The following is a 23,208-nucleotide window of genomic DNA, read 5'->3' on the forward strand; positions in this document are numbered from 1 at the left end:
AGCGTATCAAGCAGCATCACGACGACGGCGGCCCCCACCTACCAAGGTGGGGGCCGCCGTCGTCGTGTCTGTAGTGTGCGGCACCGGACGGGGCCGGACGTCTTGTGATCCGTGACAAGGCGGATTGTAGCCTTCGCACAAATGGAGCTTGCGCGACGGTGGCCGTATGCTCAAAGAATGCCAGCACCAGCCAGCCCGTCCTCCAAGCGGAAACCGACCCCGCCGAAGGTCACGCCGGAGAAGTCCGAAACCCTCAAGCAGCTCCGCGCCAACGTCGGCCAGCTCTCCACCAGCACCATGCGCAAGCTGGAGCAGTCGCTCCCCTGGTACAGCCGGCTCAGTGCGGATGAGCGGTCGGCACTGGGAATGGTGGCACAGAACGGCATCGCCGCTTTCGTGACCTGGTACGAACGGCCGAGCTCGCCGTCGTGGATCCTCACGGATGTCTTTGGGACAGCCCCCACGGAACTCACGCGGTCGATCAGCCTGCAGAAGGCGTTGCAGCTGATCAGGATCGTGGTGGAGGTGGTGGAGGACCAGGTTCCGGTCATCGCGCCTGAAGCCGACCAGCCGTCCCTGCGCGAAGCAGTCCTGCGCTATTCGCGGGAGGTGGCCTTCGCCGCCGCCGACGTGTACGCCCGCGCTGCCGAATCCCGCGGCTCCTGGGATACCCGGTTGGAAGCCCTGATCGTGGATGCGATCCTCCGCGGCGAAAACACGGACGCCCTGCGCTCACGCATCGCAGCGCTTGGCTGGAAGGCGCAGGAGAGGTTCACCGTGATGGTGGGCAATTCGCCCTCCGAACCCAGCGCCAGCTACGTCAGCGAGTTGCGGCGGATGGCCGGGCGCTATGCCGAGGACGCGCTGGTGGGCATCCAGGGCGACCGGCTGATCCTCATCCTTGGCGGCGTGCAGGACCGCGAAACAGCCTATGTGAAGCTCAGCGACATGTTCGCCCCCGGACCCGTGGTTTACGGGCCCGAGGCCAGCTCGCTGCTGGAAGCCAGCGGTTCCGCGCAGTCGGCCTTTGCGGGGCTGACCGCCGCGCGCGCCTGGCCCTCCGCTCCGCGGCCGGTAGCCGCGGACGACCTTCTGCCCGAACGCGTTATTTCCGGCGATGATGCGGCGCGCCGCTCGCTGGTGAAGAACATTTACCGGCCCCTCCTGGCGGCGTCCAACGGCCTGGTGGAAACGCTGGGAACGTACCTGGAACTGGGCCACTCGCTGGAGGCGACAGCCCGGGAACTCTTCGTCCACGCCAATACTGTTCGGTACCGGCTGAAGCGCGTCTGCGACGTCACAGGCTGGGATCCGTTGCTGCCGCGGGAGGCGTTCGTCCTGCAGGCCGCGCTGGTGGTGGGCCGGCTGTCGGCCCCGCCCAAGGCCGCCACGGAGCGGCAACCGTCCCGTAACCAGTCGTGAGGCATTGTAGACTTCCTACAACCTGACCCCGTGAGCTTGGTGCGGTGAAACACCGCTGGATCACACAGTAATTTGGAAAGCTGGTTACGTGCTTGCAATAGTCTGCCCTGGACAGGGCTCACAGACCCCGGGTTTTCTGGCCCCCTGGCTGGAACTTCCCTCGGTGGCAGGCCAGCTGGCCTCCCTGAGTGACATCGCAGGCATTGACCTGATAGCCCACGGGACCACCTCCGACGAGGAAACCATCAAGGACACTGCGGTTGCGCAGCCCCTGATCGTTGCCGCGGGGCTGGTCACCGCCGCCTCCCTCTTCGATGTCGAACTCAACTCCCTTCCGGTGATCCTCGCGGGCCACTCCGTGGGTGAAATCACCGCCTCCGCCCTGGCTGGAGTGCTGACGGAGCAGGAAGCCATGACCTTCGTCCGCGAACGCGCCAACAGCATGGCCGCCGCGGCAGCCGTCACCCCCACAGGCATGAGCGCCGTCGTAGGCGGTGACCCGGCCGAGGTGCTGGCAGCCATCGAGGCGGCCGGCGCCGCCCCCGCCAACGTCAACGGGGCAGGCCAGACAGTGGCGGCCGGAACCTTTGAACAGCTGAAGGCCCTGGCCGAGAACCCTCCCGCCAAGGCCCGCGTCATCCCGCTCAAGGTGGCCGGCGCCTTCCACACCAGCCATATGTCGCCCGCTGTCAGCGCGCTTGAGAAACTGAAGCCGCAGCTGAACCCGGTGGCGCCCAAGGTGCCGCTGCTGTCGAATTTCGACGGCGGTGAAGTCACGGACGGTGATGCCGCCGTCGAAAGCCTGATTGCCCAGGTGTCCCGCCCGGTCCGGTGGGACCTCTGCATGGAGAGCATGGTCAAGCGCGGTGTGACCGGCGTGATCGAACTCGCCCCTGCCGGCACGCTGGCCGGACTGGCCAAGCGCGGCATGCCCGGCGTCAAGACCGTTGCGGTGAAGACTCCTGATGACCTCTCCGCGGCCCTGGCGCTCTTTGCAGAACTGGAGGGCAACGCATGAGCGTTCCCACACTGAAACAGGTTCCCATCCACGAGCACAGCCGCATCCTTGGCCTGGGGGCCTACCGGCCGGACGTCATCGTCACCAACGAGGACGTGTGCCAGTGGATTGATTCCTCGGACGAGTGGATCCGCCAGCGCACCGGCATCGTCACCCGCCACCGCGCGGCTGCCGACGTCAGCGTGATCGACATGGCAGACGGCGCTGCCCGCGAAGCCATGGAGAAGGCCGGTATTGACGCCTCGGAGCTCGGGGCCGTCATTGTTTCCACCGTGACACACCCCTACGCGACGCCTTCCGCCGCAGCCAGCCTGGCCGACAGGATCGGCGCCACGCCCGCACCTGCCTTTGATATTTCCGCCGCTTGCGCCGGCTACTGCTACGGGATTGCCCAGGCCGACGCCCTGGTCCGCTCCGGTACCGCAAAGTATGTCCTGGTGGTGGGGGCCGAAAAGCTTTCCGACGTCATCGACAACCGGGAACGCACCATCTCCTTCCTGCTCGGTGATGGTGCCGGCGCCGTCGTGATCGGCCCCTCCGACACCCCGGGCATCGCCCCCTCGGTATGGGGCTCAGACGGCAGCAAGTGGGACGCCATTGGCATGACCCGCTCCCTGCTTGACGTCCGCGACCTCGGCCTCGCCGCCCGGCAGTCCGACTCCACGGGCGACCTCGCCCTCCTGGAGGAAGCCCAGGAGCTCTATCCCACCCTCCGCCAGGACGGCCAGACGGTGTTCCGCTGGGCGGTGTGGGAAATGGCCAAGGTGGCCCAGCAGGCACTCGATGCTGCCGGCATCCAGGCTGAAGACCTGGTTGCCTTCATCCCCCACCAGGCCAACATGCGCATCATCGACGAGATGGTGAAGAAGCTGAAGCTGCCCGAGACGGTTACAGTGGCACGGGACATTGCCGAGGCCGGCAACACGTCCGCTGCCTCGATCCCGCTGGCAACGCACCGGCTCCTGCAGGAGAACCCCGGACTGAGCGGCGGGCTGGCCCTGCAGATCGGTTTCGGTGCCGGGCTGGTCTTCGGCGCACAGGTAGTTGTCCTTCCCTAGATACGCCCAAGGGTCGCAACCGCGGCCCGGACCGTTTCCGGCAGTCCCTGCCGGCAATACAAGAAAAGGAGCCACCAATGGCTAGCAACGAAGAGATCCTGGCCGGCTTGGCTGAAATCGTCAACGAGGAAACCGGCCTGGCCCCGGAGGCCGTCGAGTTGGACAAGTCCTTCACCGAGGACCTGGACATCGACTCCATCTCCATGATGACCATCGTGGTCAACGCCGAGGAAAAGTTCGGCGTCCGCATCCCGGACGAAGAGGTCAAGAACCTCAAGACTGTTGGCGACGCCGTCAGCTTCATCGCCGGAGCACAGGCCTAGCCAAGGGCTTTCGCCGTCCTACGGCTTGGCGGGGCTGCCGGTCCGGACTGACCGGACCGGCAGCCCGCCGCATTTATCCGGCACAGTACCCCCCGACCGGGACTGGCCGATCATCAAACTGTGCGGGACCCTGCGGCAGCCGCAGGCGGATACCCCCACCGACGAAAGAGTGATCCCATGACACGCAAAGTAGTCATTACCGGTCTGGGCGCCACTACGCCCATCGGCGGCGATGTGCCCACAATGTGGAGCAACGCCCTCAAGGGGGTCTCCGGTGCCCGCACCCTGGAGGACGACTGGGTAGCCAAGTACGAACTCCCTGTCCACTTCGCCGCACGGTGCAGCACGCCGGCCCTTGATGTCCTCAGCCGCGTCGAGGCCAAGCGGATGGACCCGTCCACCCAGTTCGGCGTCATCGCTGCACGGGAAGCCTGGGCCGATTCGGGCATCACGGAATTCGACCAGGACCGGCTGGCTGTTGCCTTTGCCACCGGCATCGGTGGCGTCTGGACGCTGCTGGACGCCTGGGACACCCTGAAGGAAAAGGGCCCGCGCCGCGTCCTGCCCATGACGGTGCCCATGCTCATGCCCAATGGTGTTGCCGCGGCCGTGAGCCTGGACCTTGGTGCCCGCGCCGGCGCCCACACCCCCGTCTCCGCCTGCGCCTCCGGCACGGAGGCCATGCACCTTGGCCTGGAGCTCATCCGCTCGGGCAAGGCCGACGTCGTCATGTGCGGCGGCGCCGAGGCAGCCATCCACCCCATGCCGCTGGCAGCATTTGCCTCAATGCAGGCGCTGTCCCGCCGGAACGATGATCCCCAGGGCGCCTCACGCCCGTACGACACCGGCCGTGACGGCTTCGTCATGGGCGAAGGTGCCGGCGCCCTGGTCCTCGAGGCCGAGGAACACGCCCTGGCCCGCGGAGCCCGCATCTATGCCGAGCTCGCCGGTACGTCCGTCACCGCTGACGCCTACCACATCACTGCCCCGGATCCCCAGGGGCTTGGTGCCACCCGCGCTCTGAAGGCGGCCATGTTCGACGGCCGGATCCAGGCTGAGGACGTGGTTCACGTCAACGCCCACGCCACCTCCACCCCTGTCGGCGACAAGCCCGAGTACACGGCCCTGCGTGCTGCCCTGGGCAGCCACGTGGACGACGTGGCGGTCTCTGCCACCAAGTCGCAGATGGGCCACCTCCTGGGCGCTTCGGGGGCGGTTGAGGCTGTCCTCACCGTACTGGCCGTCCATGACCGCAAGGCGCCGGTGACCATCAACCTGGAAAACCAGGATCCGGAGATCCCGCTCGACGTGGTCACCTCCGCCCGCGACCTCCCTGCAGGGAACATCGTGGCACTGAGCAACTCCTTTGGCTTCGGCGGCCACAACGCCGTCGTGGCTATCCGCAGCATCTAGGCGCTGCCCGGGGAAGTCGCCCCGGACGGCAAAGGAGGCCCCGCCGCTTGGCGGGGCCTCCTTTGCGCTATGGAGGTGTTGTGGTGTCGTCGAGGTAAAAGTGGACGACGGCGGTCAGCCCACCTGGTGCAGCCAGCGGACGGGAGCGCCTTCGGCAGCGTGGCGGAACGGTTCAAGTTCTTCGTCCCACGCCTCGCCGAGGGCGAGGGACAGCTCGTGGTAGACGGCGGCGGGGTCGCCGACTCCGGACTCGTAGGCGTACCGGATGCGGTCCTCGGACACCATGATGTTGCCGTGGACGTCTGTGACGGCATGGAAGATCCCCAGTTCGGGGGTGTGCGACCACCGGCCACCATCCACGCCCTGGCTGGGCTCCTCCGTCACCTCGTAGCGGAGATGCGCCCAACCGCGCAGGCAGGACGCCAGTTTCGATCCCGTTCCGGGGGTTCCGGTCCAGGACAGTTCGGCCCGGAACATTCCGGGCGCAGCAGGCTGCGGGGTCCACTCAAGGTCCGTCCGCTTGTCCACCACGGCGCCGACTGCCCACTCAACGTGGGGGCACAGCGCCGTAGGGGCCGAGTGAACGAACAGCACACCGCGGGTCATTGCAACAGACATTCCATCCTCCATAGCTCTAGGTACGTCTTCCCCAACGACCTCGGCCTGGATGGAACTGCTGCGCCCTGCACTGCGGCGATGGTTCCCTGCCTGTATTCAGATGTATCAGATTAAGCTGTGTCCGGGCTTGCCGCGCGGTCCGAAGCCGTGAGAGCTTCAAGCCGCACTTGAAAGTTGCCGGACGTGACTCTTATTGTGCCGTACGCCATTGAATTACGCCAGTGCGATTACCTCGGCGATCAGGCCCTGGGATGCGCCTGCTGGTAACTCTTCCGGAGCCGGTCAACCGAAACGTGTGTGTAGATCTGGGTGGTGGCCAGGCTGCTGTGGCCAAGAATCTCCTGCACTGCCCGGAGGTCCGCGCCGCCGTCGAGCAGATGAGTGGCCGCCGAGTGGCGCAGGGCGTGGGGCCCGGACGCGGAGGTATCACCGAGCGCCTCAAACAGGGCGTTGACCAGGGCGCGCACCTGCCGCTGGTCGACCCGTCCACCGCGGGCACCGAGGAATAGGGCGGGCCCGCTGGTGTCCTTCACCAGTCCCGGGCGCCCGCGCCGGAGCCAGTCGTCCACGGCCACCGCGGCCGGGACTCCAAACGGAACCGTGCGTTCCTTGTTGCCCTTGCCGATGACCCGCAGCGTCCGGCGGTCCGGGTCAAGGTCGTCGACGTCCAGTCCGGCGAGTTCGCCTACCCGGATACCTGTGGCGTAAAGGAGTTCCACGATGGCGCGGTTGCGTACAGCCAGCGGTTCGCCTTCCGCGGCCGCCCTTTCCAGGCCATCCAGTATGCGCGCGAGCTGGGAGGCCTGCAGGACCCCCGGCAGGGACCCCTCGCGTTTGGGTGCCTTCAGCCGCAGGGCCGGGTCTGCGGTGATGAGTTCCTCCCGTACGGCCCAGGCGGTGAAGGCCCGTGCCGTGGCAGACCGGCGTGCCAGCGTCGCCCGCGAGGCGCCCGCCGAACTTTGGCTGCCAAGCCAGCGGCGGAATGTCCCCAGTTCAAGCTCCTTCAGCCCTGCCACGCCTTCCGATGCAGCATGGGCCAGGAGGCTGCGCAGGTCGCCCAGGTACGCACGCATGGTATGGGCGGACATCCCGCGCTCCCCTGACAGGTACCCGGCGAACGCGTCCAGTGCCTTGGCCAGTTCCCCGGGCAGTTCTTCATTGTCCACTCCTCTACTTTCCCAGTTGCCCGGCCGGTACCGCCGGTGGACACGGTCATGCCTTGCCGCGTTTCCAGCCGCCCCGCTCCGATACGGCGAGTCCCAGCAGCCCCAGCCTCCCAAGTCCTGCCCGGACGGAGTCCTGGCCAAGCCCGGCCACGGCTGAGAGCTTTTCCACGGACGCAGTGGAGCGGAGCGGAAGCGCGTCCAGCAGGATCAGGTCCTCCAGGGTCAGCCCGTCCTGCACTGCAACGTCTGCGGTGGGCTGATCGGGAAGGGCAGCTCCACTCGGCGAGGCGAGTTCGGCCACTTCAGCCGCGTCGGTGACGCAGACGGCTCCCCCGTCCCGGAGGAGTCGGTGGCAACCGGCGGAGTTGGCACTGTGGACGGATCCGGGTACGGCCCCGACGGCTCGGCCCAGGGTCTCTGCGTGATGGGCGGTATTAAGCGCCCCAGACCGCCAGCGCGCCTCCACCACCACTGTCACCGCGGAGAGGGCAGCAATGAGGCGGTTCCTCTGGAGGAAGCGGTAGCGGGTAGGGGCCGACCCCGGTGGTACCTCGGCCAGCACCGCACCCTGGTTTGCCACGGCCCGCAGCAGGTCGTCATTACCGGATGGATAGAAGCGGTCCACTCCCCCGGCCATGACGGCGATGGTGGGGACGGCGGAGGAACTGCCGGCGAGGGCGGCTCTGTGGGCATGAGCGTCGATACCGTAAGCTCCGCCGGAGACCACCGTGAAACCCCGCTGCGCCAGCGAGTAAGCGATGTCCCCTGTCACGGACGCACCATAGCTGGTGCTGTCCCGCGATCCCACGAGGGCGATGGATTTGTCCGCACCCGGCAACGGTTGTTCCTGCCCGCGCCACCAAAGGCAGATGGGCTCCTGGATTCCCAAGTCGGCAAGTTGGGCCGGCCACAGCTCATCACCGGGAATGATGAGGCGTCCGCCGAGCCGGGCCATAGTGGCCAGGTCGCGTTCGGGCGCAAGGTCGGGCAGCCGTGGCCGCCAACGCTTCAACGCGGCTGCCAGTCCGGCCCAACTGCCGGCAGCCCCGCTGTCAGCCAGCAGCGATGTCATCCCGCGCTCCAGGTCGGGCCCGGGTGCCACCTCACCGGCAGCGATGCGCAGCGCGTCCGTTGCCCCTGCCATCTGGACAAGGGCCAGGCCCGCGGTGTCCTGGGGCTCCATGAGCCGTGACAGGGCGGCCCGGGCCAGCCGTTCGGCATCCCTGGGTGTCATGCCGCGGCCGCCGAAGCCTGCCGCAGGCCCAGGGCCTGTCCGATGTCGTTCGGGTCCGGCGTATCGCGGTGCCCCAGGTCCGCCAGCGTCCACGCGAGCCGAAGGACACGGTCATACCCGCGGGCGGTAAGTACCCCCCGCTCCAGGGACTGGTCAAGGATCCGGGTCGCGGCCGCGGGGAGACGCAGTTCACCGCGGAGGATGCGCCCCGGCACCTGGGAATTGGTCTCCAGGCCGAAGCACCGTAACCGTTCCGCCTGCCGGGCACGCGCGTCCAGGACCCGGCCTGCCACTGATGCAGTGCCCTCTTCCGCGCCCGCTTGGCCAAACTCGGCCAGGGATACGCGCTCCACCTGCAGTTGGATGTCCACCCGGTCCAGCAGGGGCCCGGACATCCTGGCCAGATAGCGGCGGCGCATCACGGGTGTGCAGGTGCAGTCCAGCCCCTTGCCCGATGCCTTGCCGCAGGGGCAGGGGTTGGCGGCGAGCACCAGCTGGAAACGGGCCGGATAGGCGGCTGTTCCGGCTGACCGGTGGATAACCAGCTCCCCGCTCTCCAGCGGCTGCCGCAGCGCGTCCAGGACACGCCGCTCGTACTCCGGTGCCTCATCCAGGAAAAGCACGCCCCGGTGGGCACGTGATGCTGCCCCCGGCCGGGGCAGGCCGGTCCCGCCGCCGATGATGGCGGCAGCGGTGGCTGAGTGGTGCGGGTTCTCGAACGGCGGCCGGCGCAGGAGCTGTACCGAGGATGCGGGCAGGCCGCACAGCGAGTGGATGGCCGTGACTTCCATGGACTCGTGGTCGCCAAGGTCCGGCAGGAGGCCCGGCAGCCGCTCCGCCAGCATGGTCTTGCCGGCTCCTGGCGGCCCGGTGAGGAGCAGATGATGGGCGCCCGCCGCCGCCACTTCCAGAGCCCTGCGGGCTTCGCCCTGCCCGGAGACGTCTGCCATGTCGGGACACGGGCCGGGAAGCGCCTGGCCGTCACCGGCGTCATCGGCCTCGTCCGGTTCGAAGTCCAGGGCAAGTTCCTGGGGGTCCGCCCCAAAGTCGAGGGCAAGCCGGGCAAGCGTGCGGTACCCGCGCACCTTGGCTCCGGGGACCAGGGAGGCCTCGGCGAGGTTGGCCTGGGCCACCACGATCTCCGGATACCCGGCCTGCACCGACGCCATGACCGCCGGCAGGATTCCCCGCACCGGCCGCAGCCTCCCGTCGAGCCCCAGCTCGGCGATAAAGACTGTGCGCCCCGTGGGCTTGATGTCGTTCGCTGCCCGGAGGACGGCCATGGTGACGGCGAGATCGAAGCCGGAGCCTCGTTTCGGCAGTGAGGCAGGAATGAGGTTTGCGGTGATCTTCCTTCGGCTGAGCGGGATCCCGGAGTTCTTCGCGGCTGAGCGGATGCGCTCCTTGGCTTCGTTGAGGGAAGCGTCCGGCAGCCCAAGAATGACGAAGGCCGGGAGCGTCTGGCCGATGTCAGCCTCGACTTCCACCATGTAGCCGTTGAGCCCCACGAGGGCGATGGAGTAGGTGCGCCCGAGGGCCATTACCCCACCCCCTTGAGGTGTTCGACCACGGGTTCCCCGCCGCCGTCGTCCACGACGGCTATGACGTCCACGCGGCGCAGCGGCATCCGCAGTTCGCGGTCACGGCACCAGGCAGCAGCGAGGCGGTGCAGCCGTGCCAGCTTTTCCGGACCGACGGCTTCAAACGGATGGCCGTAGTCGAGCGAACGGCGGGTTTTGACTTCGGCGATCACCAGCGCATCGCCGTCGAGGGCGACGATATCAATCTCGCCCCCGGCGCACCGCCAGTTGCGCTCCACCACCAGCATGCCCAGCGCTTCAAGATAGCCCACGGCAAGGTCTTCGCCTCGCCGGCCCAACAGGTCTTTGGATTTCATGTGTACCTCCGCAACCAGCCTGGAGGCGGAGGGCCGCGGAAGACAGAAGGCCCCTGCCGTATGTGGACAGGGGCCGGTGTGGAGGGGAAGTCAGGGTCCCGCGGGACCCTAGTTGCCCAAGTCTACATCCTTGGGCAGGGCCAGTTCCTCGTTGCGGGGCAGTTCCTCCACGTTCACGTCCTTGAAGGTCAGGACCCTGACGCTTTTGACGAACCGTGCCGAGCGGTAGACATCCCATACCCAGGCGTCCTGGAGGGTCAGGTCGAAATAGACCTCACCATCGGCGCTGCGGGCCTGGAGGTCCACATGGTTGGCCAGGTAAAAGCGCCGTTCGGTCTCGACAACGTAGCTGAAGAGGCCGACCACGTCGCGGTATTCACGATAGAGCTGAAGCTCCATGTCGGTTTCATAGTTCTCAAGATCCTCAGCACTCATGCTTCCATCTTGCACCATGTCCGGCACGGGTGCCGCGGGTGGCGGGGGTCAGTCTTCGTACGGCTCGTCCCCGTCGGGCACCTCGGCGTCCTGCAGTTCCCCGCCAAGCAGCCGCCAGCTTACCCTGTGGTACGGTGTGGGCCCGGCGGCGCGTAGGACGTTCCGATGGGCTGCCGTGGCATATCCCTTGTTGATGTCCCAGCCGTAATCGGGATATTCGGTGTGCAGTTCCCGCATCATCCGGTCCCGTTCCACCTTGGCAATAACACTTGCGGCCGCGACGCTGAGGCACTGCATGTCCGCCTTGACCTTGGTATGGACCGGGGCTTCACACGCGGCCTCCAGCACGGGCTGGTCGAACAGGGACAGCTGGCCTGCCGGGGAAAGCCAGTTGTGGCTTCCATCAAGCAGCACGGCCTCCGGGATGATGCCGGCGCTGATGATGCTGTTCCACGCGCGGGTTCCCGCCAGCCGAAGGGCAGCGATGATGCCGAGTGAATCTATCTCGCCGGCGGAAGCGTGTCCCACCGCCGATGCGATGCTCCACCGGCGCACCAGGGGATCCAGCCGTTCCCGTTCCGCAGGGCTCAGGAGTTTGCTGTCCCGCACGCCTGCAAGCGGCTTCTGGCGTTCCAGGTCAACGACGGCGATTCCCACGCTGACAGGACCGGCGAGGGCACCCCGGCCAACCTCATCCACCCCGGCAAGCAGGCGCACCCCCTGGGCCTTGAAGGTACGCTCGTGCCGCAGCGTGGGCGCCTTGGCTCCGCGTGCTGCCGGTTTTGAGCCGGAGCGCGCCTTCACTGCCGGGGTAGTCTGCACTGCTGGGGACGCCTGCACTGCTGAAGGCACGGTCAGTGGGCCGCCGGGACGCTGCGGAACACGTCCGGGTAGTTGTCCAGGGTCTTGATCCTGTTCAGCGGCCAGGCGATGACCGCGGCCTTGCCTTCGAGGTCCTTGAGATTGATGAATCCGCCGTCAGTCTCCATGTGCGCACGGGAATCGGCAGAGTGGTTCCGGTTGTCACCCATCACCCACACCTTGCCTTCCGGTACGGTGACGTCAAAGTTGCGGATCTGCGGGACTTCCGCGGGATTGATGTAGGTCTCGTCAATCGCGGTCCCGTTAATGGTCAGTTTACCGCCGGCGTCACAGCAGACAACGTGGTCGCCCGGGAGCCCGATGACACGCTTGACCAGGTGCTGTTCGGAGTTGTCGGGCAGGAGGCCTACGAACGTCAGGCCGTCCTGGACCCAGGTGAACGGTCCCTGTGCCTTGGCCGGGGCCGGCGGCAGCCAGCCCTTGGTGTCACGGAATACCACCACGTCGCCGCGGCTGAGCGCGAAGGGCTCCGGCACCAGGAGGTTCACGAAGATCCGGTCATCCACGTCGAGGGTGTTCACCATGGATTCCGAGGGAATGAAGAATGCCCGGAACAGGAAGGTCTTGATAAGGAAGGACAGCACCACGGCGATGACCACCACCGTGGCGATTTCCCTGAGCCAGCCGAGCACGGGATTGCCGCCGGACTTGGCGGCCGCTGCCTTCGACGCCGTCCTGTGCCGCCGATGGACGGGGGCGGCGGTTTCCGGGGTGTCGCCGGGTACGGAGGGAACTGGAACGGTGGGCGTTTCTGATGCGCCGTCATGGCGCGGTTCAGGTTTCCGCGCGTGATTCTCGGGCATTTACCGTCCGTTCTGTGTTGTCGGCCCCGCTGCGGGCGGCCGTGCTACTGGAGCAAATCTATCAAGCGGCCAAAGGATCTGGACCGGCCGGCCAATCACCCTGTCCAGCGGAACCAGTCCGCCGCCGGGAGCACCGAGCAGGCTGCGGGAGTCAGCGGACACCGAGCGGTGGTCCCCCATCAGCCAAAGCCTGCCCTCCGGAACCGCGGTGCTGAACTTCTGCGTGCTCGGCGCGTCGCCGGGAAAAATGTAGGGCTCATCCATGGGAGTGCCGTTGACGGTGACCTTGCCGCCGGCGTCACAGCAGGCCACCGTGTCGCCGGGAAGGCCGATGACCCGTTTGACGTAGGTTGTGTCGCTGCCGGTCAGGCCGAGCCACTGCATGGCGGCAGCGGCTGCGTCCGGCAGCGGACCCTTGCCGCTGTTCAACGGTGCAAAGCTGCCACGGCCATCGAAGACAACGACGTCCCCGTGCCGGATGGGTTCGGACTGGAAGTCCGTGCGTGACACCAGGATCCGGTCCCCGCCCTGCAGGAGCGGCTCCATGGAATCCGAAGGGATGAAGTAGACGTCAAGCCACAGGGACCGGACCACTCCGCTGATGGCCACCGCGAGGAGCAGGGCCAGTAAAACAAAACGCCAGCCCATTTTGCGGGGCTGGCGTTTTGTCTGGTGCATGGTCCGTATCCTGGCGCTGGTGCATTGCTCCGGCGCATGCCGGGTACGGCCGCGCTCCAGCCTGGCCGTAAGTCCGGGCAGAACTTACTTACTTGGCGGAGCTGAAGTCGCGCTTTTCCTTGATCTTCGCGGCCTTGCCACGCAGTGCACGCATGTAGTACAGCTTGGCGCGGCGGACGTCACCCTTGGTGACAACCTCGATCTTTTCGATGATCGGGGAGTGCACCGGGAAGGTACGCTCCACGCCGACACCGAAGGAGACCTTGCGAACGGTGAAGGTTTCGCGCACGCCGTCGCCCTGGCGGCCCAGGACGAAGCCCTGGAAGACCTGGACACGGGTGTTCTTGCCTTCGATGATGTTCACGTGCACCTTGAGCGTGTCGCCGGCGCGGAACTCGGGAACATCGTTGCGCAGCGAGGCTGCATCGACGGAATCGAGAATATGCATGATTGCACTCCTGGTGAACGCCACAGGTCATTCACTTTGGGTCACGGCGGGCAAGTCCGGCTGCCGGAAGGCAGGCCGGGTCTCACCGCCGAAGTAAAATAGTCCGGCCGCTTCAAGGGTTGACGGGGCCGGTTGTCCGGCTGTTGGCCGCGCTACCCCCTGTGGCAGGTGCGGACCCAGCAGACACAAGGGTTAATTTTGCCACAGCGGCAGGGTTACGCCAATTCGCCCGGCACTAATCCTGCGGCGCGGCTGCCGCTTCCGGCCGGCGGACCAGCCTGCCATCCACGATGTCATACCCCAGGTTGTGCAATTCGGTGCGGTCGGCACGCGGGAGGCTGCCGGCGTCGAACCCTTCCAGGAGGTCCGGACGCCGCGCCGCTGTGCGGCGGTACTGCTCGTGGCGCCGCCATTGGGCGATCCTGCCGTGGTTGCCGCTCAGGAGCACCGGCGGCACCTCGCGGTCACGCCACATGGAAGGCTTGGTGTAGACCGGATATTCCAGGAGTCCGTCCGAGTGGGATTCCTCCACCAGGGATTCGGGATTGCCCACTACACCGGGCAGCAGGCGGCCAATGGCTTCCACCATGGCCAGGACGGCCACTTCCCCGCCGTTCAGCACATAGTCGCCCAGGCTGACAGGCCGGACCGTGAAGTGTTCCTGCGCCCATTCGATGACCCGTTCATCGATGCCCTCATACCGCCCGCACGCAAACGCCAGGTGCTGTTCCTCGGCCAGTTCATAGGCGAGGGCCTGGGTGAACCGCTCGCCGGCCGGGGATGGGACGATGAGGACCGGCTTGCGCTGCGGATCCGGCCGCTCCTCCGCCACGGCGGCGAGTGCCTGGGCCCAGGGTTCGGGCTTCATGACCATTCCGGCGCCGCCGCCGTACGGGGTGTCGTCCACAGTGCGGTGCTTGTCCGTGGTGAAGCTGCGCAGGTCATGGACGTGCAGGTCCAGGATGCCGTCGTGGCGGGCCTTGCCAATCAGCGAGAGTTCAAGCGGGGCGAGGTATTCAGGGAAGATGCTGACGACGTCGATGCGCATCTAGTCCCTGCTTTCCGGTTCCGGGGCAGCGGCTTCGTCGGTGTTGAGTTCGAAGAGTCCGTCCGGCGGGGTGAGGAGGATGAAGCCTTCCTCGATATTCACCTCAGGCACGATCTGCTCCACGAACGGGATGAGGATTTCCTTGCCGTCCGGGGTGGTGACCATGAGAAGGTCCTGCACGGGCATGGTGTTCAGCGCAGTCACCTTGCCCACAACCTGCGCCCCTACCCGGGCCTCCAGGCCGACAAGCTCGTGCTCGTACCAGCCCTCGTCATCATCCCCGTCCAGTTCTTCGGTTTCGATGAACAGCTTGGCGCCGCGGAGGGTTTCAGCCTGGTTGCGGTCCGCCACCTCCTCAAAACCGAGCAGCAGGATGTCCTTGTTCCAGCGCGCACTCCGCACGGTCAGCCGTCCTGCCGCGGCGTCCTCAACGACGAATTCCGTTCCCGGGACAAAGCGGTCCTCCGGAGCGTCCGTCAGCACCTGGACGGTGACTTCCCCGCGAATGCCGTGCGGCTTGCCGATCCGTGCCACCTGAAGCTGCATCTGTTCCTCTGTTCCGGGTTGTGGTGGTTCCGGTGGAAGCACCATGTTGGTCAAAGCACTCCGGCCCCTCCACCTGGCGGTGAAGGGGCCGGAGCAAAAACTGAATGTTGCCGAGCGCTCAGCGGCGGCGGTCGGTATCGACGACGTCGACCCTCACCGGTTCGCCACCGGCCAGTGCTGCCACCACGGTGCGCAATGCGCGGGCCGTGCGGCCCTGGCGGCCAATCACCCGTCCAAGGTCGTCCTGGTGAACGCGCACCTCGAGGGTGTCCCCGCGGCGGTTGCTCTTCGAACTGACCTTGACGTCATCCGGGGAATCGACGATTCCGCGGACCAGGTGTTCCAGCGCTTCTGCCAGCAATCTACTCAGCCTCGGTGGTCTCAGCTTCGGCGTCGGCCGGGGCCTCGGCAGCGTCAGACTTGGATGCCTTCTTGGTGATGGCTTCCGGGATGATGACCGAGCCCTTCTCCGGGGCAACAAAGGCTTCCTTCGCGACCTTGGTCTTGAGGGTGCCTTCCTGGCCCGGCAGGCCCTTGAACTTCTGCCAGTCACCGGTGATCTTCAGGATCGCGGCGACCTGCTCGGACGGCTGGGCGCCGACGGAGAGCCAGTACTGCGCACGCTCGGAGTTGACCTCGATGAACGAGGGCTCTTCGGTGGGGTGGTACTTGCCGATCTCCTCGATGGCGCGGCCGTCACGCTTGGTGCGTGAGTCCGCAACGACGATGCGGTAGTACGGGGCGCGCATCTTGCCGAAGCGCTTAAGGCGAATCTTTACGGCCACTTTTGTGGTCACTCCTGTTTCAGAAAAGGGGTGAACCCGGCTTTCTGCACCCGTGGGGCGGGCCGTACTTGCGGGTTCGAAGGACAGGATCCGGACGCGGAGAGAGGGGCCACGCAGATCGAGTACCTGTTTATTGTGCCAGATGAACGGCGTTATTTCGACTTGGGCCACCGCGCCGGCGCCGCGGCCGGCCCTTGTGGAGGCGGAGGACGGCCGAAACCGGCATCACGGGGTCAGGCCGACCAGACGTACAGTCCCGTCCGCTCGGAATCGTCGATCGAGGCGGCCAACTCCGCCACCTGCTGAACGTAGCTCCGGGCCTGGCCGGCGTCGAACGGCATATCCTCCTGGCCGGCCCACTGTTCGGCGACGTCGTCAAGGACATTGCCTTCGCCTTCGGTTTCATAGGAGAGCAGGTCGGCCAGCGCACGGACCATGGCCGGCGGCACGGCAAGGAGCGAATCGCTGGCGACGTCCACCATGGTCAGCTCATAGTCGGCCCCGCCGGCGTGCACGGCAGTCCCGGCAAGATCGCCCAGCTGTTCGACTTCGAAGTCGCTGATGCCCTGGATCCGCACCGCCTGGCCCCCGGGCCCGCTGTCCGCCGCGGAGCCGCTTCCCTGGTCAAGGATGCCGGCGCGTTTCAGCGCGGCGTCATGGGTGGCGACGAAGATCTCGGTGAAGCCCATGGCGGGTGCCCTTCTTCCGTTGGCGGAGCTGCGTGCCGGGAGTTGCAGCCCGGCCGTACGGAATCAGCCTAGTTGCTGCGCGCCCGCCGGCAAACGCGCCGGGCCGGAGCCCGCGAGCCCCAACACTGGCCCGTCAGCACTGGCGCACGGCCCGTGCAGGAGCACCGGTCAGCGGACTGCCACCCGGAGCCGGTTGCGCCACGGGTCCTCGAACCGGAGCTCCGCGCCGGTGTGGTGGGCGGGCACCCCGGCGACCCTCAGGCGGTCAGCCAGCGCCCCGACGTCGTCACCCGAGGGAACCTCGATGAGCACCTCGCCCAACCCAAGGGTGTCCTTGCGGGGGCCGGCGCCGCGGCTGTTCCAGACGTTCATGGCCATGTGGTGGTGGTAGCGGCCCGCGGAAACGAACAGGGCCTGCCCATGCCAGCCCGCCGTCTTCTCGAAGCCCAGGGTACCCACGTAGAAGTCCCTGGCGGTCTGGACGTCGCCAACCTGGAGGTGGACGTGCCCCACGCCTGCGGACGTCCGCCGCTGGCCTTCGAGGGATTCCTCAGTGAGGTGCTGCTCCAGGTAGCGCTGCGGCGGAAGCGCCAGGCTGTCCATCACCACGTCCGTCCCGTTCCAGGACCAGTTGCTGCGCGGCCGGTCCCAGTACAGCTCGATGCCGTTGCCCTCGGGGTCGGTGAAGTAGAAGGCCTCACTCACCAGGTGGTCGGCGCTGCCGGTGAAGGACCGGGGTTCGTACTGGGCTGCCGTGGCGATGGTGGCCGCCAGGGAAGCCTGGTCCTCGAACAATAGGGCGGTGTGGAACAGGCCGGCCTCTCCCCTGCCGGGAAGGTGCAGCCCGGGGGCCGGCGCCAGGTGGACCAGCGGCCTGCCGAGCCTGCCCAGGTAGAGCCCGCCGTCCTGCTCCGCCACCGCCTCCAGGCCCAGTGCGCGCTGGTAGTAGTCGGTCATGACCTTCATGTCGCCCACCTTGAGCATTACCGTGCCCATGGCGAGGTCGGCAGGAAGAAGATCCTGGCTGCTGGCTGCGTCGGTCATTTGAAGGCTCCTTGTGTTGGAGGCCGTCACTTCGGCGGCCTGTCACATATTAAAATTACTTGAAGCTTCAATTTATTCCAAGTAGCGGAACCAAATAACTCAACGGATGATGCGGCCGCCCAGCACCACGTGCTCCAGCGCCGTGATCGTGTCCGGGGTGGTCCGGGGGTCGTCCCGGCACACCACGACGTCGGCCCGCGCGCCTTCCTCCAGGTTGTCAGCGCCCAGCCACGCACGCGCTGCCCAGCAGGCGGCATCCAGGGCCGCATGCATGGGCAGGCCGGCCCCGTGCAGGGCGAGGATCTCATCTGCGATCCTGCCGTGCCGGATCACGCTGCCTGCGTCCGTGCCGGCAAAGATCCGGACGCCGGCGGCATGGGCCTCCGCCACCCGTTCCAGCCTGCGTTCCCACAGGGCACGCATGTGGGCGGCGTAGCGCGGAAACTTTGCGTCCGCCTGCTCCGCGATATCAGGAAAGGTGGCGATGTTGATGAGGGTGGGCACGATCGGTACGCCCTGCTCCACGAACCGGGGCAGGTGTCGCGGCAGCAGCCCCGTGGCGTGCTCAATGCAGTCAATGCCGGCGTCCAGCATTTGGTCCAGGGTGTCTTCGGCGAAGCAATGTGCCGTGACCCGGGCACCTTCATCATGGGCAGCCTGCACAGCGTCACGCACGACGGCGGCAGGAAAGGAGGGCGCAAGGTCGCCGGCGCTCCGGTCGATCCAGTCGCCCACCAGTTTGACCCAGCCGTCGCCGTCGCGCGCTTGCTTCCGCACGGCCTCCACGAGCCCGTCGGGTTCGACCTCCGCCGCGAAGCCGCGCAGGTAGCGGCGTGTGCGGGCCACATGCCGTCCTGCACGGATCAGTACCGGGAAGTCCCGGCCGCCCTGCATCCAGCGGGTATCGGCAGGTGAGCCGGCGTCGCGGACCAGCAGGGTTCCGGCGTTGAGGTCAGCCAGCGCCTGCTCCCGGGCAATGGCGGGTTCCACCGGACCGTCGGGACCCAGGCCGATGTGGCAGTGGGCGTCGACGAACCCCGGCAGCACCCAGCCGTCGAGTTCCCGCGCCGGAGCGGCAGCGGGCCGGCTGAACGTGAGCTTGCCGTCCACCGACCAGAGTCCATGGCGTACCCGGTCCGGTGCGGCCAGGACGGGTCCGCGAAAGTAGATGATGTCTGCCATCGGGCTTCCTTTCGATGCCCGGTCAGGCTAGCACCCGCGAATGTGACACCGCCCTTCCGGGGGCCTGTGGTAGCTTCTTCTCTGACCACACGGGAGCCCTTGCAGGGGCTGAGATCGGGCTGACGCAGCCTGCGACCGTTGAACCTGTCCGGGTAATGCCGGCGAAGGAAGTGAGTATTCCCTTGAGTACGCAAAACACCCAGTTGAACCCTGCCCACCTGCCGTCCACCGGGGGTTCCGGAGCCGGCTCCACGCCCCAGGTGAACCAGTCCGAAGTGACCCGGTCCCTGGCGTCGCATTCGCTGGCCTATATCGACGACGCCGGGTCCGGCATCCGGGTACCCGTCACGGAAATTGCCCTGGAGCCATCGCCCAACGGCCAGCCGAACGCACCGTTCCGGACCTACCGGACGGCGGGGCCGGGAAGCGACCCCGTCCGCGGCCTGGAGCCCTTCCGCGCGGAGTGGATCGTGGCGCGCGGAGACACCGAGGCCTACAGCGGCAGGGAACGCAACCTGCTCGACGACGGCCGCTCGGCCGTCCGCCGCGGCGCCGCCTCCGCGGAGTGGAAGGGCGCGCAGCCGGTGCCCCGCCGCGCCGTCGACGGCCGGACGGTGACCCAGATGCACTATGCCCGGCAGGGCGTCATCACGCAGGAGATGCGCTTCGTGGCGCTGCGCGAGAACTGCGATGTGGAACTGGTCCGGAGCGAACTGGCCGCCGGCCGCGCCATCATTCCGAACAACATCAACCATCCGGAGTCCGAGCCGATGATCATCGGCAAGGCCTTCCTGGTGAAGATCAACGCCAACATCGGAAACTCGGCCGTGACGAGTTCCATCGCGGAGGAGGTGGACAAGCTCCAGTGGGCCACGCAATGGGGTGCCGACACCGTTATGGACCTGTCCACCGGCGACGACATCCACACCACGCGGGAGTGGATCATCCGCAACTCCCCCGTCCCGATCGGCACCGTGCCGATCTACCAGGCCCTGGAGAAAGTCAACGGCGAGGCCAACGCGCTGACCTGGGAAATCTTCCGGGACACTGTCATTGAACAATGCGAGCAGGGCGTGGACTACATGACCATCCACGCCGGCGTGCTGCTTCGCTATGTCCCGCTGACCGCCAACCGGGTGACGGGCATTGTGTCCCGCGGCGGCTCCATCATGGCCGGCTGGTGCCTGGCCCACCACCAGGAGAACTTCCTCTACACGCACTTCGATGAGCTGTGCGGGATCTTCGCGAAGTACGACGTTGCCTTCTCCCTGGGCGACGGTTTGCGCCCCGGTTCGACGGCGGACGCCAACGACGCCGCCCAGTTCGCGGAACTGGACACGCTCGCCGAGCTCACCCAGCGCGCGTGGGAGTACGACGTTCAGGTCATGGTGGAGGGGCCCGGCCACGTTCCCTTCCACCTGGTCCGGGAAAACGTCGAGCGGCAGCAGGAACTCTGCAAGGGGGCCCCGTTTTACACCCTGGGCCCGCTGGTGACAGATGTTGCTCCGGGCTATGACCACATCACCTCAGCGATTGGTGCCACCGAGATTGCCCGTTACGGCACCGCGATGCTGTGCTACGTCACCCCGAAGGAACACCTGGGCCTGCCCAACAAGGACGACGTGAAGACCGGCGTGATCACCTACAAGATCGCCGCGCACGCGGCGGACCTGGCCAAGGGGCACCCGGGGGCGCATGAACGGGACGACGCCTTGTCCAAGGCGCGGTTCGAATTCCGCTGGCGGGACCAGTTCGCACTGTCCCTGGACCCGGTGACGGCTGAGGCGTTCCACGACGAGACGCTGCCGGCTGAGCCTGCCAAGACGGCGCACTTCTGTTCGATGTGCGGGCCCAAGTTTTGCTCCATGCGGATCAGCCAGGACATCCGCGACGAATTTGGTTCCGCGGAGGCGCAGGCGGCACTGGCCGATGCTGCGGCCGGGATGCGCGGGAAGAGCGAGGAATTCCTGGCGGCCGGCGGCAAGGTCTACCTGCCGGAACTGCGGGTGCCTGCTGACAGCTAGGACGCGCGGGCCGGCTGGCTCCGGCTGACCTGGCTGATGAACTGCCGGATGGCCCGGTCCCCGTCCGGGGAGTCATGGGGCCGGTGTCCTCCCGCGGCAACGCGGTGCAGGGCACCGGTCTCCCGGAGGTACCCGGCGATTTCCTCGTAGAGCGGTTCCCACCCACCGGTCAGCACCAGCGTGGGCACCCCGGGAACAATGTGCAGCGGCGCCTCCCATGACGGGGCCTGGAGCCGCAGCCTGCGGGCGGACCTTTTTTCTTCCGTGGTGGCGGGCTGCTGGAGGTCGGTGGCGAAGACCCGCCGGACGAATTCGCGCTGGAAGTCTTCGTCGCTGAGCTGGTGGCGCACGTCGAAGAGGGGCTGCATGAGGCTGATGTGGGCGGCAGTGGCCGGGAGTTCCGCTGTCAGGGAGAGGCAGGCCGGTTCCACCAGCGTCAATGAGAAGACCAGGTCCGGACGTTCGACGGCGGCCATCATGGCCGCGATCGCCCCCTGGGAGTGCGCCACCACATGCCCGCCGGCGGCGCCGCGGCCGTCATCGGCAAGGGAGCGCAGGATGATGGCGGTGTCCTCCGCGAAGGACGACTCCAGTGGCTCCGCGAGGGCGTCAAAGCCGTGGCGGCGGAGGAACAGGGCGTCATAGGACAGTGCCATGCCGTGCTGGCGAGGCCACGCGGCGGCACCGAAGGTTCCGGCGCCGTGCACGAACACTACCCTCTGCTTGAACATGTCCCAACCCTATTCCACGGCACTGACATCCCAAGCAAGCAGCGCCAGGTGTCGTTCTGAGAGGTCAAAACGACACCTGGCGCTGCGTTGCCGGGGAACTGCTACTTGCCCAGGAACTTGTCGAAGCCCTTGGGGAGGTTCAGCTGGGACGGGTCGAAGTCCCCGCCCTGCTGGCCGAAGGCGGCGCCCGTAGGCAGCGCCTTGGCGGCGTTGGCACGGCGGGCTTCCGCTTCCTTGCGCTCCTGGGCAGCCTTGGCCGGGTTGCCGGACTTTGCCTTCTTCTTGGGCGCGTTCTTGGCGTTCTTCCGGGCACCGCCGCCGGCGCCGGGCAGGCCAGGCATCCCCGGCATTCCCGGCATGCCGCCCTGGGCCATCTTCTTCATCATCTTCTGGGCCTGGGCGAAGCGCTCCAGCAGGCCGTTGACCTCGGAGACGTGGACGCCGGAACCACGGGCGATGCGTGCCCGCCGTGAACCGTTGATGATCTTCGGCGCCAGCCGCTCGTGCGGTGTCATGGAGCGGACGATTGCCTCGACGCGGTCGATCTCGCGTTCGTCGAACTGCTCCAGCTGCTGCCGGATGTTCTGTGCACCCGGCATCATCATGAGCATCTTCTTCATGGAGCCCATGTTGCGGATCTGCTGCATCTGGGCCAGGAAGTCTTCAAGGGTGAAGTCTTCCTGGTCGGCGAACTTCTTCGCCATCCGGGCGGCCTCATCCTTGTCCCAGGCCTTTTCGGCCTGTTCGATGAGGGTGAGGATGTCGCCCATATCCAGGATACGCGAGGCCATCCGGTCCGGGTGGAAGAGTTCGAAATCGTCCAGGCCTTCGCCGGTGGAGGCGAACATGACCGGCTTGCCGGTGACCGACGCGACTGAAAGAGCGGCACCGCCTCGGGCGTCGCCGTCGAGCTTGGACAGCACGATGCCCGTGAAGTTCACGCCTTCGTCGAAGGCGAGGGCCGTGTTCACGGCGTCCTGGCCGATCATGGAGTCGATCACGAACAGGACTTCGTTGGGCACGATGGCACGGCGGATCTGGCGCGCCTGTTCCATCATGTCGGCGTCCACGCCCAGGCGGCCGGCCGTGTCAACGATGACGACGTCGTGCAGCTTCTGGCGTGCTTCCTCGACGCCGGCGCGGGCGACGGCGACGGGGTCGCCGGCGGGCTGGTCCAGCTCGGTGGAGGTGGCACCCGGGTGCGGGGCGAAGACGGGGACCTTTGCCCGCTGGCCCACCACCTGGAGCTGGGTGACGGCGTTAGGGCGCTGCAGGTCGCAGGCCACCAGCATGGGGCTGTGCCCCTGGGCCTTCAGCCACTTGGACAGCTTGCCCGCAAGGGTGGTTTTGCCGGCACCCTGGAGGCCGGCGAGCATGATGACGGTGGGGCCGTTCTTGGCCAGCCGGATCCGCCGGGTTTCGCCGCCCAGGATCTCGACGAGTTCCTCATTGACGATCTTGACGATCTGCTGGCCGGGGTTCAGTGCCGCAGAGACCTCGGCACCCAGGGCGCGTTCACGGACCCGGCCAGTGAACTCACGCACAACGGGAACGGCAACATCGGCGTCCAGAAGCGCGCGGCGGATCTCCCGGACGGTGGCATCGACGTCGGCCTCGGTGAGCCTGCCTTTACCGCGGAGATTCTTGAAGGTTGCTGTCAACCGGTCAGAGAGTGAATTGAACACGCGACGTGCACTTCTTTCAGTGGATGATCGGGACTCGACTATCTAGGGTATCAAGTCAGGCCCGGTAGGTGGCATGCTG

The 23,208-nt window shown here is 66.9% G+C and carries 25 protein-coding genes and 1 riboswitch; of the genes, 6 read left to right on the plus strand and 19 right to left on the minus strand.

All coding sequences use genetic code 11. The annotated features are described in order from the left end of the window. Positions 1–177: 177 nt before the first annotated feature. The 5 genes from ACEN9K_RS13380 to ACEN9K_RS13400 all read left to right on the plus strand — a co-directional run bounded on the left by ACEN9K_RS13380 (position 178) and on the right by ACEN9K_RS13400 (position 5,234). Positions 178–1,422: a PucR family transcriptional regulator gene (locus ACEN9K_RS13380; RefSeq protein WP_018768270.1), complete on the plus strand. Its 1,245-nt coding sequence runs from the start codon at positions 178–180 to the stop codon at positions 1,420–1,422. Positions 1,423–1,510: 88 nt separating this feature from the next. Next, positions 1,511–2,440 carry an ACP S-malonyltransferase gene (locus ACEN9K_RS13385; protein WP_186447725.1) on the plus strand — a complete coding sequence of 310 codons (930 nt, stop codon included), beginning with the start codon at positions 1,511–1,513 and terminating at the stop codon, positions 2,438–2,440. Further along, positions 2,437–3,498: a beta-ketoacyl-ACP synthase III gene (locus ACEN9K_RS13390; protein ID WP_495634535.1), complete on the plus strand. Its 1,062-nt coding sequence runs from the start codon at positions 2,437–2,439 to the stop codon at positions 3,496–3,498. The genes ACEN9K_RS13385 and ACEN9K_RS13390 overlap by 4 nt, the downstream gene beginning before the upstream one ends. Positions 3,499–3,575: 77 nt before the next feature. Then, positions 3,576–3,821: an acyl carrier protein gene (locus ACEN9K_RS13395; protein ID WP_009359314.1), complete on the plus strand. Its 246-nt coding sequence runs from the start codon at positions 3,576–3,578 to the stop codon at positions 3,819–3,821. A gap of 177 nt (positions 3,822–3,998) precedes the next feature. Next, positions 3,999–5,234, plus strand: coding sequence for a beta-ketoacyl-[acyl-carrier-protein] synthase family protein (locus ACEN9K_RS13400; RefSeq protein ID WP_018768273.1), 1,236 nt, complete (start codon positions 3,999–4,001; stop codon positions 5,232–5,234). 114 nt (positions 5,235–5,348) lie between these two features. Here ACEN9K_RS13400 and ACEN9K_RS13405 read toward each other — a convergent pair whose 3' ends face one another. The 17 genes from ACEN9K_RS13405 to ACEN9K_RS13485 all read right to left on the minus strand — a co-directional run bounded on the left by ACEN9K_RS13405 (position 5,349) and on the right by ACEN9K_RS13485 (position 18,689). Beyond that, positions 5,349–5,852, minus strand: coding sequence for a DUF3145 domain-containing protein (locus tag ACEN9K_RS13405; RefSeq protein ID WP_495634536.1), 504 nt, complete (start codon positions 5,850–5,852; stop codon positions 5,349–5,351). A gap of 239 nt (positions 5,853–6,091) precedes the next feature. Further along, positions 6,092–7,018: a tyrosine recombinase XerC gene (locus tag ACEN9K_RS13410; RefSeq protein ID WP_223991928.1), complete on the minus strand. Its 927-nt coding sequence runs from the start codon at positions 7,016–7,018 to the stop codon at positions 6,092–6,094. 46 nt (positions 7,019–7,064) lie between these two features. Next, positions 7,065–8,252: a DNA-processing protein DprA gene (dprA, locus tag ACEN9K_RS13415; protein WP_223991931.1), complete on the minus strand. Its 1,188-nt coding sequence runs from the start codon at positions 8,250–8,252 to the stop codon at positions 7,065–7,067. Beyond that, positions 8,249–9,793, minus strand: coding sequence for a YifB family Mg chelatase-like AAA ATPase (locus tag ACEN9K_RS13420; RefSeq protein ID WP_495634537.1), 1,545 nt, complete (start codon positions 9,791–9,793; stop codon positions 8,249–8,251). The genes dprA and ACEN9K_RS13420 overlap by 4 nt, the downstream gene beginning before the upstream one ends. Next, positions 9,793–10,149: a YraN family protein gene (locus ACEN9K_RS13425; RefSeq protein WP_018768278.1), complete on the minus strand. Its 357-nt coding sequence runs from the start codon at positions 10,147–10,149 to the stop codon at positions 9,793–9,795. The genes ACEN9K_RS13420 and ACEN9K_RS13425 overlap by 1 nt, the downstream gene beginning before the upstream one ends. Positions 10,150–10,257: 108 nt before the next feature. Beyond that, positions 10,258–10,584, minus strand: coding sequence for a DUF2469 domain-containing protein (locus ACEN9K_RS13430; protein WP_056335405.1), 327 nt, complete (start codon positions 10,582–10,584; stop codon positions 10,258–10,260). 48 nt (positions 10,585–10,632) lie between these two features. Beyond that, complete coding sequence (gene rnhB / locus ACEN9K_RS13435) at positions 10,633–11,388, minus strand: ribonuclease HII (protein WP_056388162.1); 756 nt, start codon at positions 11,386–11,388, stop codon at positions 10,633–10,635. 50 nt (positions 11,389–11,438) lie between these two features. Continuing rightward, the gene (gene lepB, locus ACEN9K_RS13440) at positions 11,439–12,269 is read right to left on the minus strand and encodes a signal peptidase I (protein WP_056387858.1); all 831 of its coding nucleotides are present in this window, start codon (positions 12,267–12,269) and stop codon (positions 11,439–11,441) included. Beyond that, positions 12,270–12,947: a signal peptidase I gene (lepB, locus tag ACEN9K_RS13445; protein WP_223991934.1), complete on the minus strand. Its 678-nt coding sequence runs from the start codon at positions 12,945–12,947 to the stop codon at positions 12,270–12,272. It abuts the gene before it with no gap. A gap of 88 nt (positions 12,948–13,035) precedes the next feature. After that, positions 13,036–13,395 (minus strand): 50S ribosomal protein L19, encoded by a 360-nt coding sequence (gene rplS / locus ACEN9K_RS13450; protein WP_018768283.1) that lies wholly within the window; start codon positions 13,393–13,395, stop codon positions 13,036–13,038. Positions 13,396–13,630: 235 nt separating this feature from the next. Next, positions 13,631–14,443 carry a tRNA (guanosine(37)-N1)-methyltransferase TrmD gene (trmD, locus tag ACEN9K_RS13455; RefSeq protein ID WP_018768284.1) on the minus strand — a complete coding sequence of 271 codons (813 nt, stop codon included), beginning with the start codon at positions 14,441–14,443 and terminating at the stop codon, positions 13,631–13,633. Beyond that, positions 14,444–14,989, minus strand: coding sequence for a ribosome maturation factor RimM (rimM, locus tag ACEN9K_RS13460; RefSeq protein WP_208324221.1), 546 nt, complete (start codon positions 14,987–14,989; stop codon positions 14,444–14,446). 118 nt (positions 14,990–15,107) lie between these two features. After that, the gene (locus tag ACEN9K_RS13465; protein ID WP_013601399.1) at positions 15,108–15,350 is read right to left on the minus strand and encodes an RNA-binding protein; all 243 of its coding nucleotides are present in this window, start codon (positions 15,348–15,350) and stop codon (positions 15,108–15,110) included. A 1-nt stretch (position 15,351) separates the two neighbouring features. Beyond that, positions 15,352–15,774, minus strand: coding sequence for a 30S ribosomal protein S16 (gene rpsP / locus ACEN9K_RS13470; RefSeq protein WP_018768286.1), 423 nt, complete (start codon positions 15,772–15,774; stop codon positions 15,352–15,354). A 233-nt stretch (positions 15,775–16,007) separates the two neighbouring features. After that, entirely contained in the window at positions 16,008–16,463 is a 456-nt protein-coding gene (locus ACEN9K_RS13475) for a hypothetical protein (RefSeq protein ID WP_056387866.1), read from the minus strand. 168 nt (positions 16,464–16,631) lie between these two features. After that, positions 16,632–17,507: a VOC family protein gene (locus ACEN9K_RS13480; RefSeq protein ID WP_018768288.1), complete on the minus strand. Its 876-nt coding sequence runs from the start codon at positions 17,505–17,507 to the stop codon at positions 16,632–16,634. Positions 17,508–17,606: 99 nt separating this feature from the next. Continuing rightward, positions 17,607–18,689, minus strand: coding sequence for an amidohydrolase family protein (locus ACEN9K_RS13485; RefSeq protein WP_495634538.1), 1,083 nt, complete (start codon positions 18,687–18,689; stop codon positions 17,607–17,609). A 79-nt stretch (positions 18,690–18,768) separates the two neighbouring features. Next, positions 18,769–18,876, plus strand: a riboswitch (TPP riboswitch). Between ACEN9K_RS13485 and thiC the strand changes: the two genes are divergently transcribed. Further along, positions 18,872–20,713, plus strand: coding sequence for a phosphomethylpyrimidine synthase ThiC (gene thiC / locus ACEN9K_RS13490; RefSeq protein WP_043424745.1), 1,842 nt, complete (start codon positions 18,872–18,874; stop codon positions 20,711–20,713). It overlaps the preceding riboswitch by 5 nt. Here the strand turns inward: thiC and ACEN9K_RS13495 are convergent. Together ACEN9K_RS13495 and ffh are read right to left on the minus strand one after the other, a co-directional pair. Then, the gene (locus ACEN9K_RS13495) at positions 20,710–21,444 is read right to left on the minus strand and encodes an alpha/beta fold hydrolase (protein WP_223991944.1); all 735 of its coding nucleotides are present in this window, start codon (positions 21,442–21,444) and stop codon (positions 20,710–20,712) included. The genes thiC and ACEN9K_RS13495 overlap by 4 nt on opposite strands. Before the next feature lie 101 nt (positions 21,445–21,545). Further along, positions 21,546–23,129, minus strand: a complete 1,584-nt coding sequence (gene ffh, locus ACEN9K_RS13500; RefSeq protein ID WP_018768292.1) for a signal recognition particle protein — start codon at positions 23,127–23,129, stop codon at positions 21,546–21,548. Between the last annotated feature and the right edge of the window lie 79 nt (positions 23,130–23,208).

The organism is Pseudarthrobacter sp. Pseusp20 (assembly GCF_059492155.1).

Excerpts from the sequence above, each read along its gene's own strand:
- rimM (WP_208324221.1), bottom strand. The coding sequence starts at position 14,989 with ATGCAGCTTCAGGTGGCACGGATCGGCAAGCCGCACGGCATTCGCGGG.
- ACEN9K_RS13395 (WP_009359314.1), top strand. The coding sequence starts at position 3,576 with ATGGCTAGCAACGAAGAGATCCTGGCCGGCTTGGCTGAAATCGTCAAC.
- ACEN9K_RS13420 (WP_495634537.1), bottom strand. The coding sequence starts at position 9,793 with ATGGCCCTCGGGCGCACCTACTCCATCGCCCTCGTGGGGCTCAACGGC.
- ACEN9K_RS13405 (WP_495634536.1), bottom strand. The coding sequence starts at position 5,852 with ATGTCTGTTGCAATGACCCGCGGTGTGCTGTTCGTTCACTCGGCCCCT.
- rplS (WP_018768283.1), bottom strand. The coding sequence starts at position 13,395 with ATGCATATTCTCGATTCCGTCGATGCAGCCTCGCTGCGCAACGATGTT.
- ACEN9K_RS13485 (WP_495634538.1), bottom strand. The coding sequence starts at position 18,689 with ATGGCAGACATCATCTACTTTCGCGGACCCGTCCTGGCCGCACCGGAC.
- ACEN9K_RS13475 (WP_056387866.1), bottom strand. The coding sequence starts at position 16,463 with ATGGGCTTCACCGAGATCTTCGTCGCCACCCATGACGCCGCGCTGAAA.
- lepB (WP_056387858.1), bottom strand. The coding sequence starts at position 12,269 with ATGCCCGAGAATCACGCGCGGAAACCTGAACCGCGCCATGACGGCGCA.
- ACEN9K_RS13400 (WP_018768273.1), top strand. The coding sequence starts at position 3,999 with ATGACACGCAAAGTAGTCATTACCGGTCTGGGCGCCACTACGCCCATC.
- ACEN9K_RS13495 (WP_223991944.1), bottom strand. The coding sequence starts at position 21,444 with ATGTTCAAGCAGAGGGTAGTGTTCGTGCACGGCGCCGGAACCTTCGGT.
- dprA (WP_223991931.1), bottom strand. The coding sequence starts at position 8,252 with ATGACACCCAGGGATGCCGAACGGCTGGCCCGGGCCGCCCTGTCACGG.
- ACEN9K_RS13480 (WP_018768288.1), bottom strand. The coding sequence starts at position 17,507 with ATGACCGACGCAGCCAGCAGCCAGGATCTTCTTCCTGCCGACCTCGCC.
- ACEN9K_RS13430 (WP_056335405.1), bottom strand. The coding sequence starts at position 10,584 with ATGAGTGCTGAGGATCTTGAGAACTATGAAACCGACATGGAGCTTCAG.
- ACEN9K_RS13390 (WP_495634535.1), top strand. The coding sequence starts at position 2,437 with ATGAGCGTTCCCACACTGAAACAGGTTCCCATCCACGAGCACAGCCGC.
- trmD (WP_018768284.1), bottom strand. The coding sequence starts at position 14,443 with ATGCGCATCGACGTCGTCAGCATCTTCCCTGAATACCTCGCCCCGCTT.
- ACEN9K_RS13425 (WP_018768278.1), bottom strand. The coding sequence starts at position 10,149 with ATGAAATCCAAAGACCTGTTGGGCCGGCGAGGCGAAGACCTTGCCGTG.
- ACEN9K_RS13380 (WP_018768270.1), top strand. The coding sequence starts at position 178 with ATGCCAGCACCAGCCAGCCCGTCCTCCAAGCGGAAACCGACCCCGCCG.
- lepB (WP_223991934.1), bottom strand. The coding sequence starts at position 12,947 with ATGCACCAGACAAAACGCCAGCCCCGCAAAATGGGCTGGCGTTTTGTT.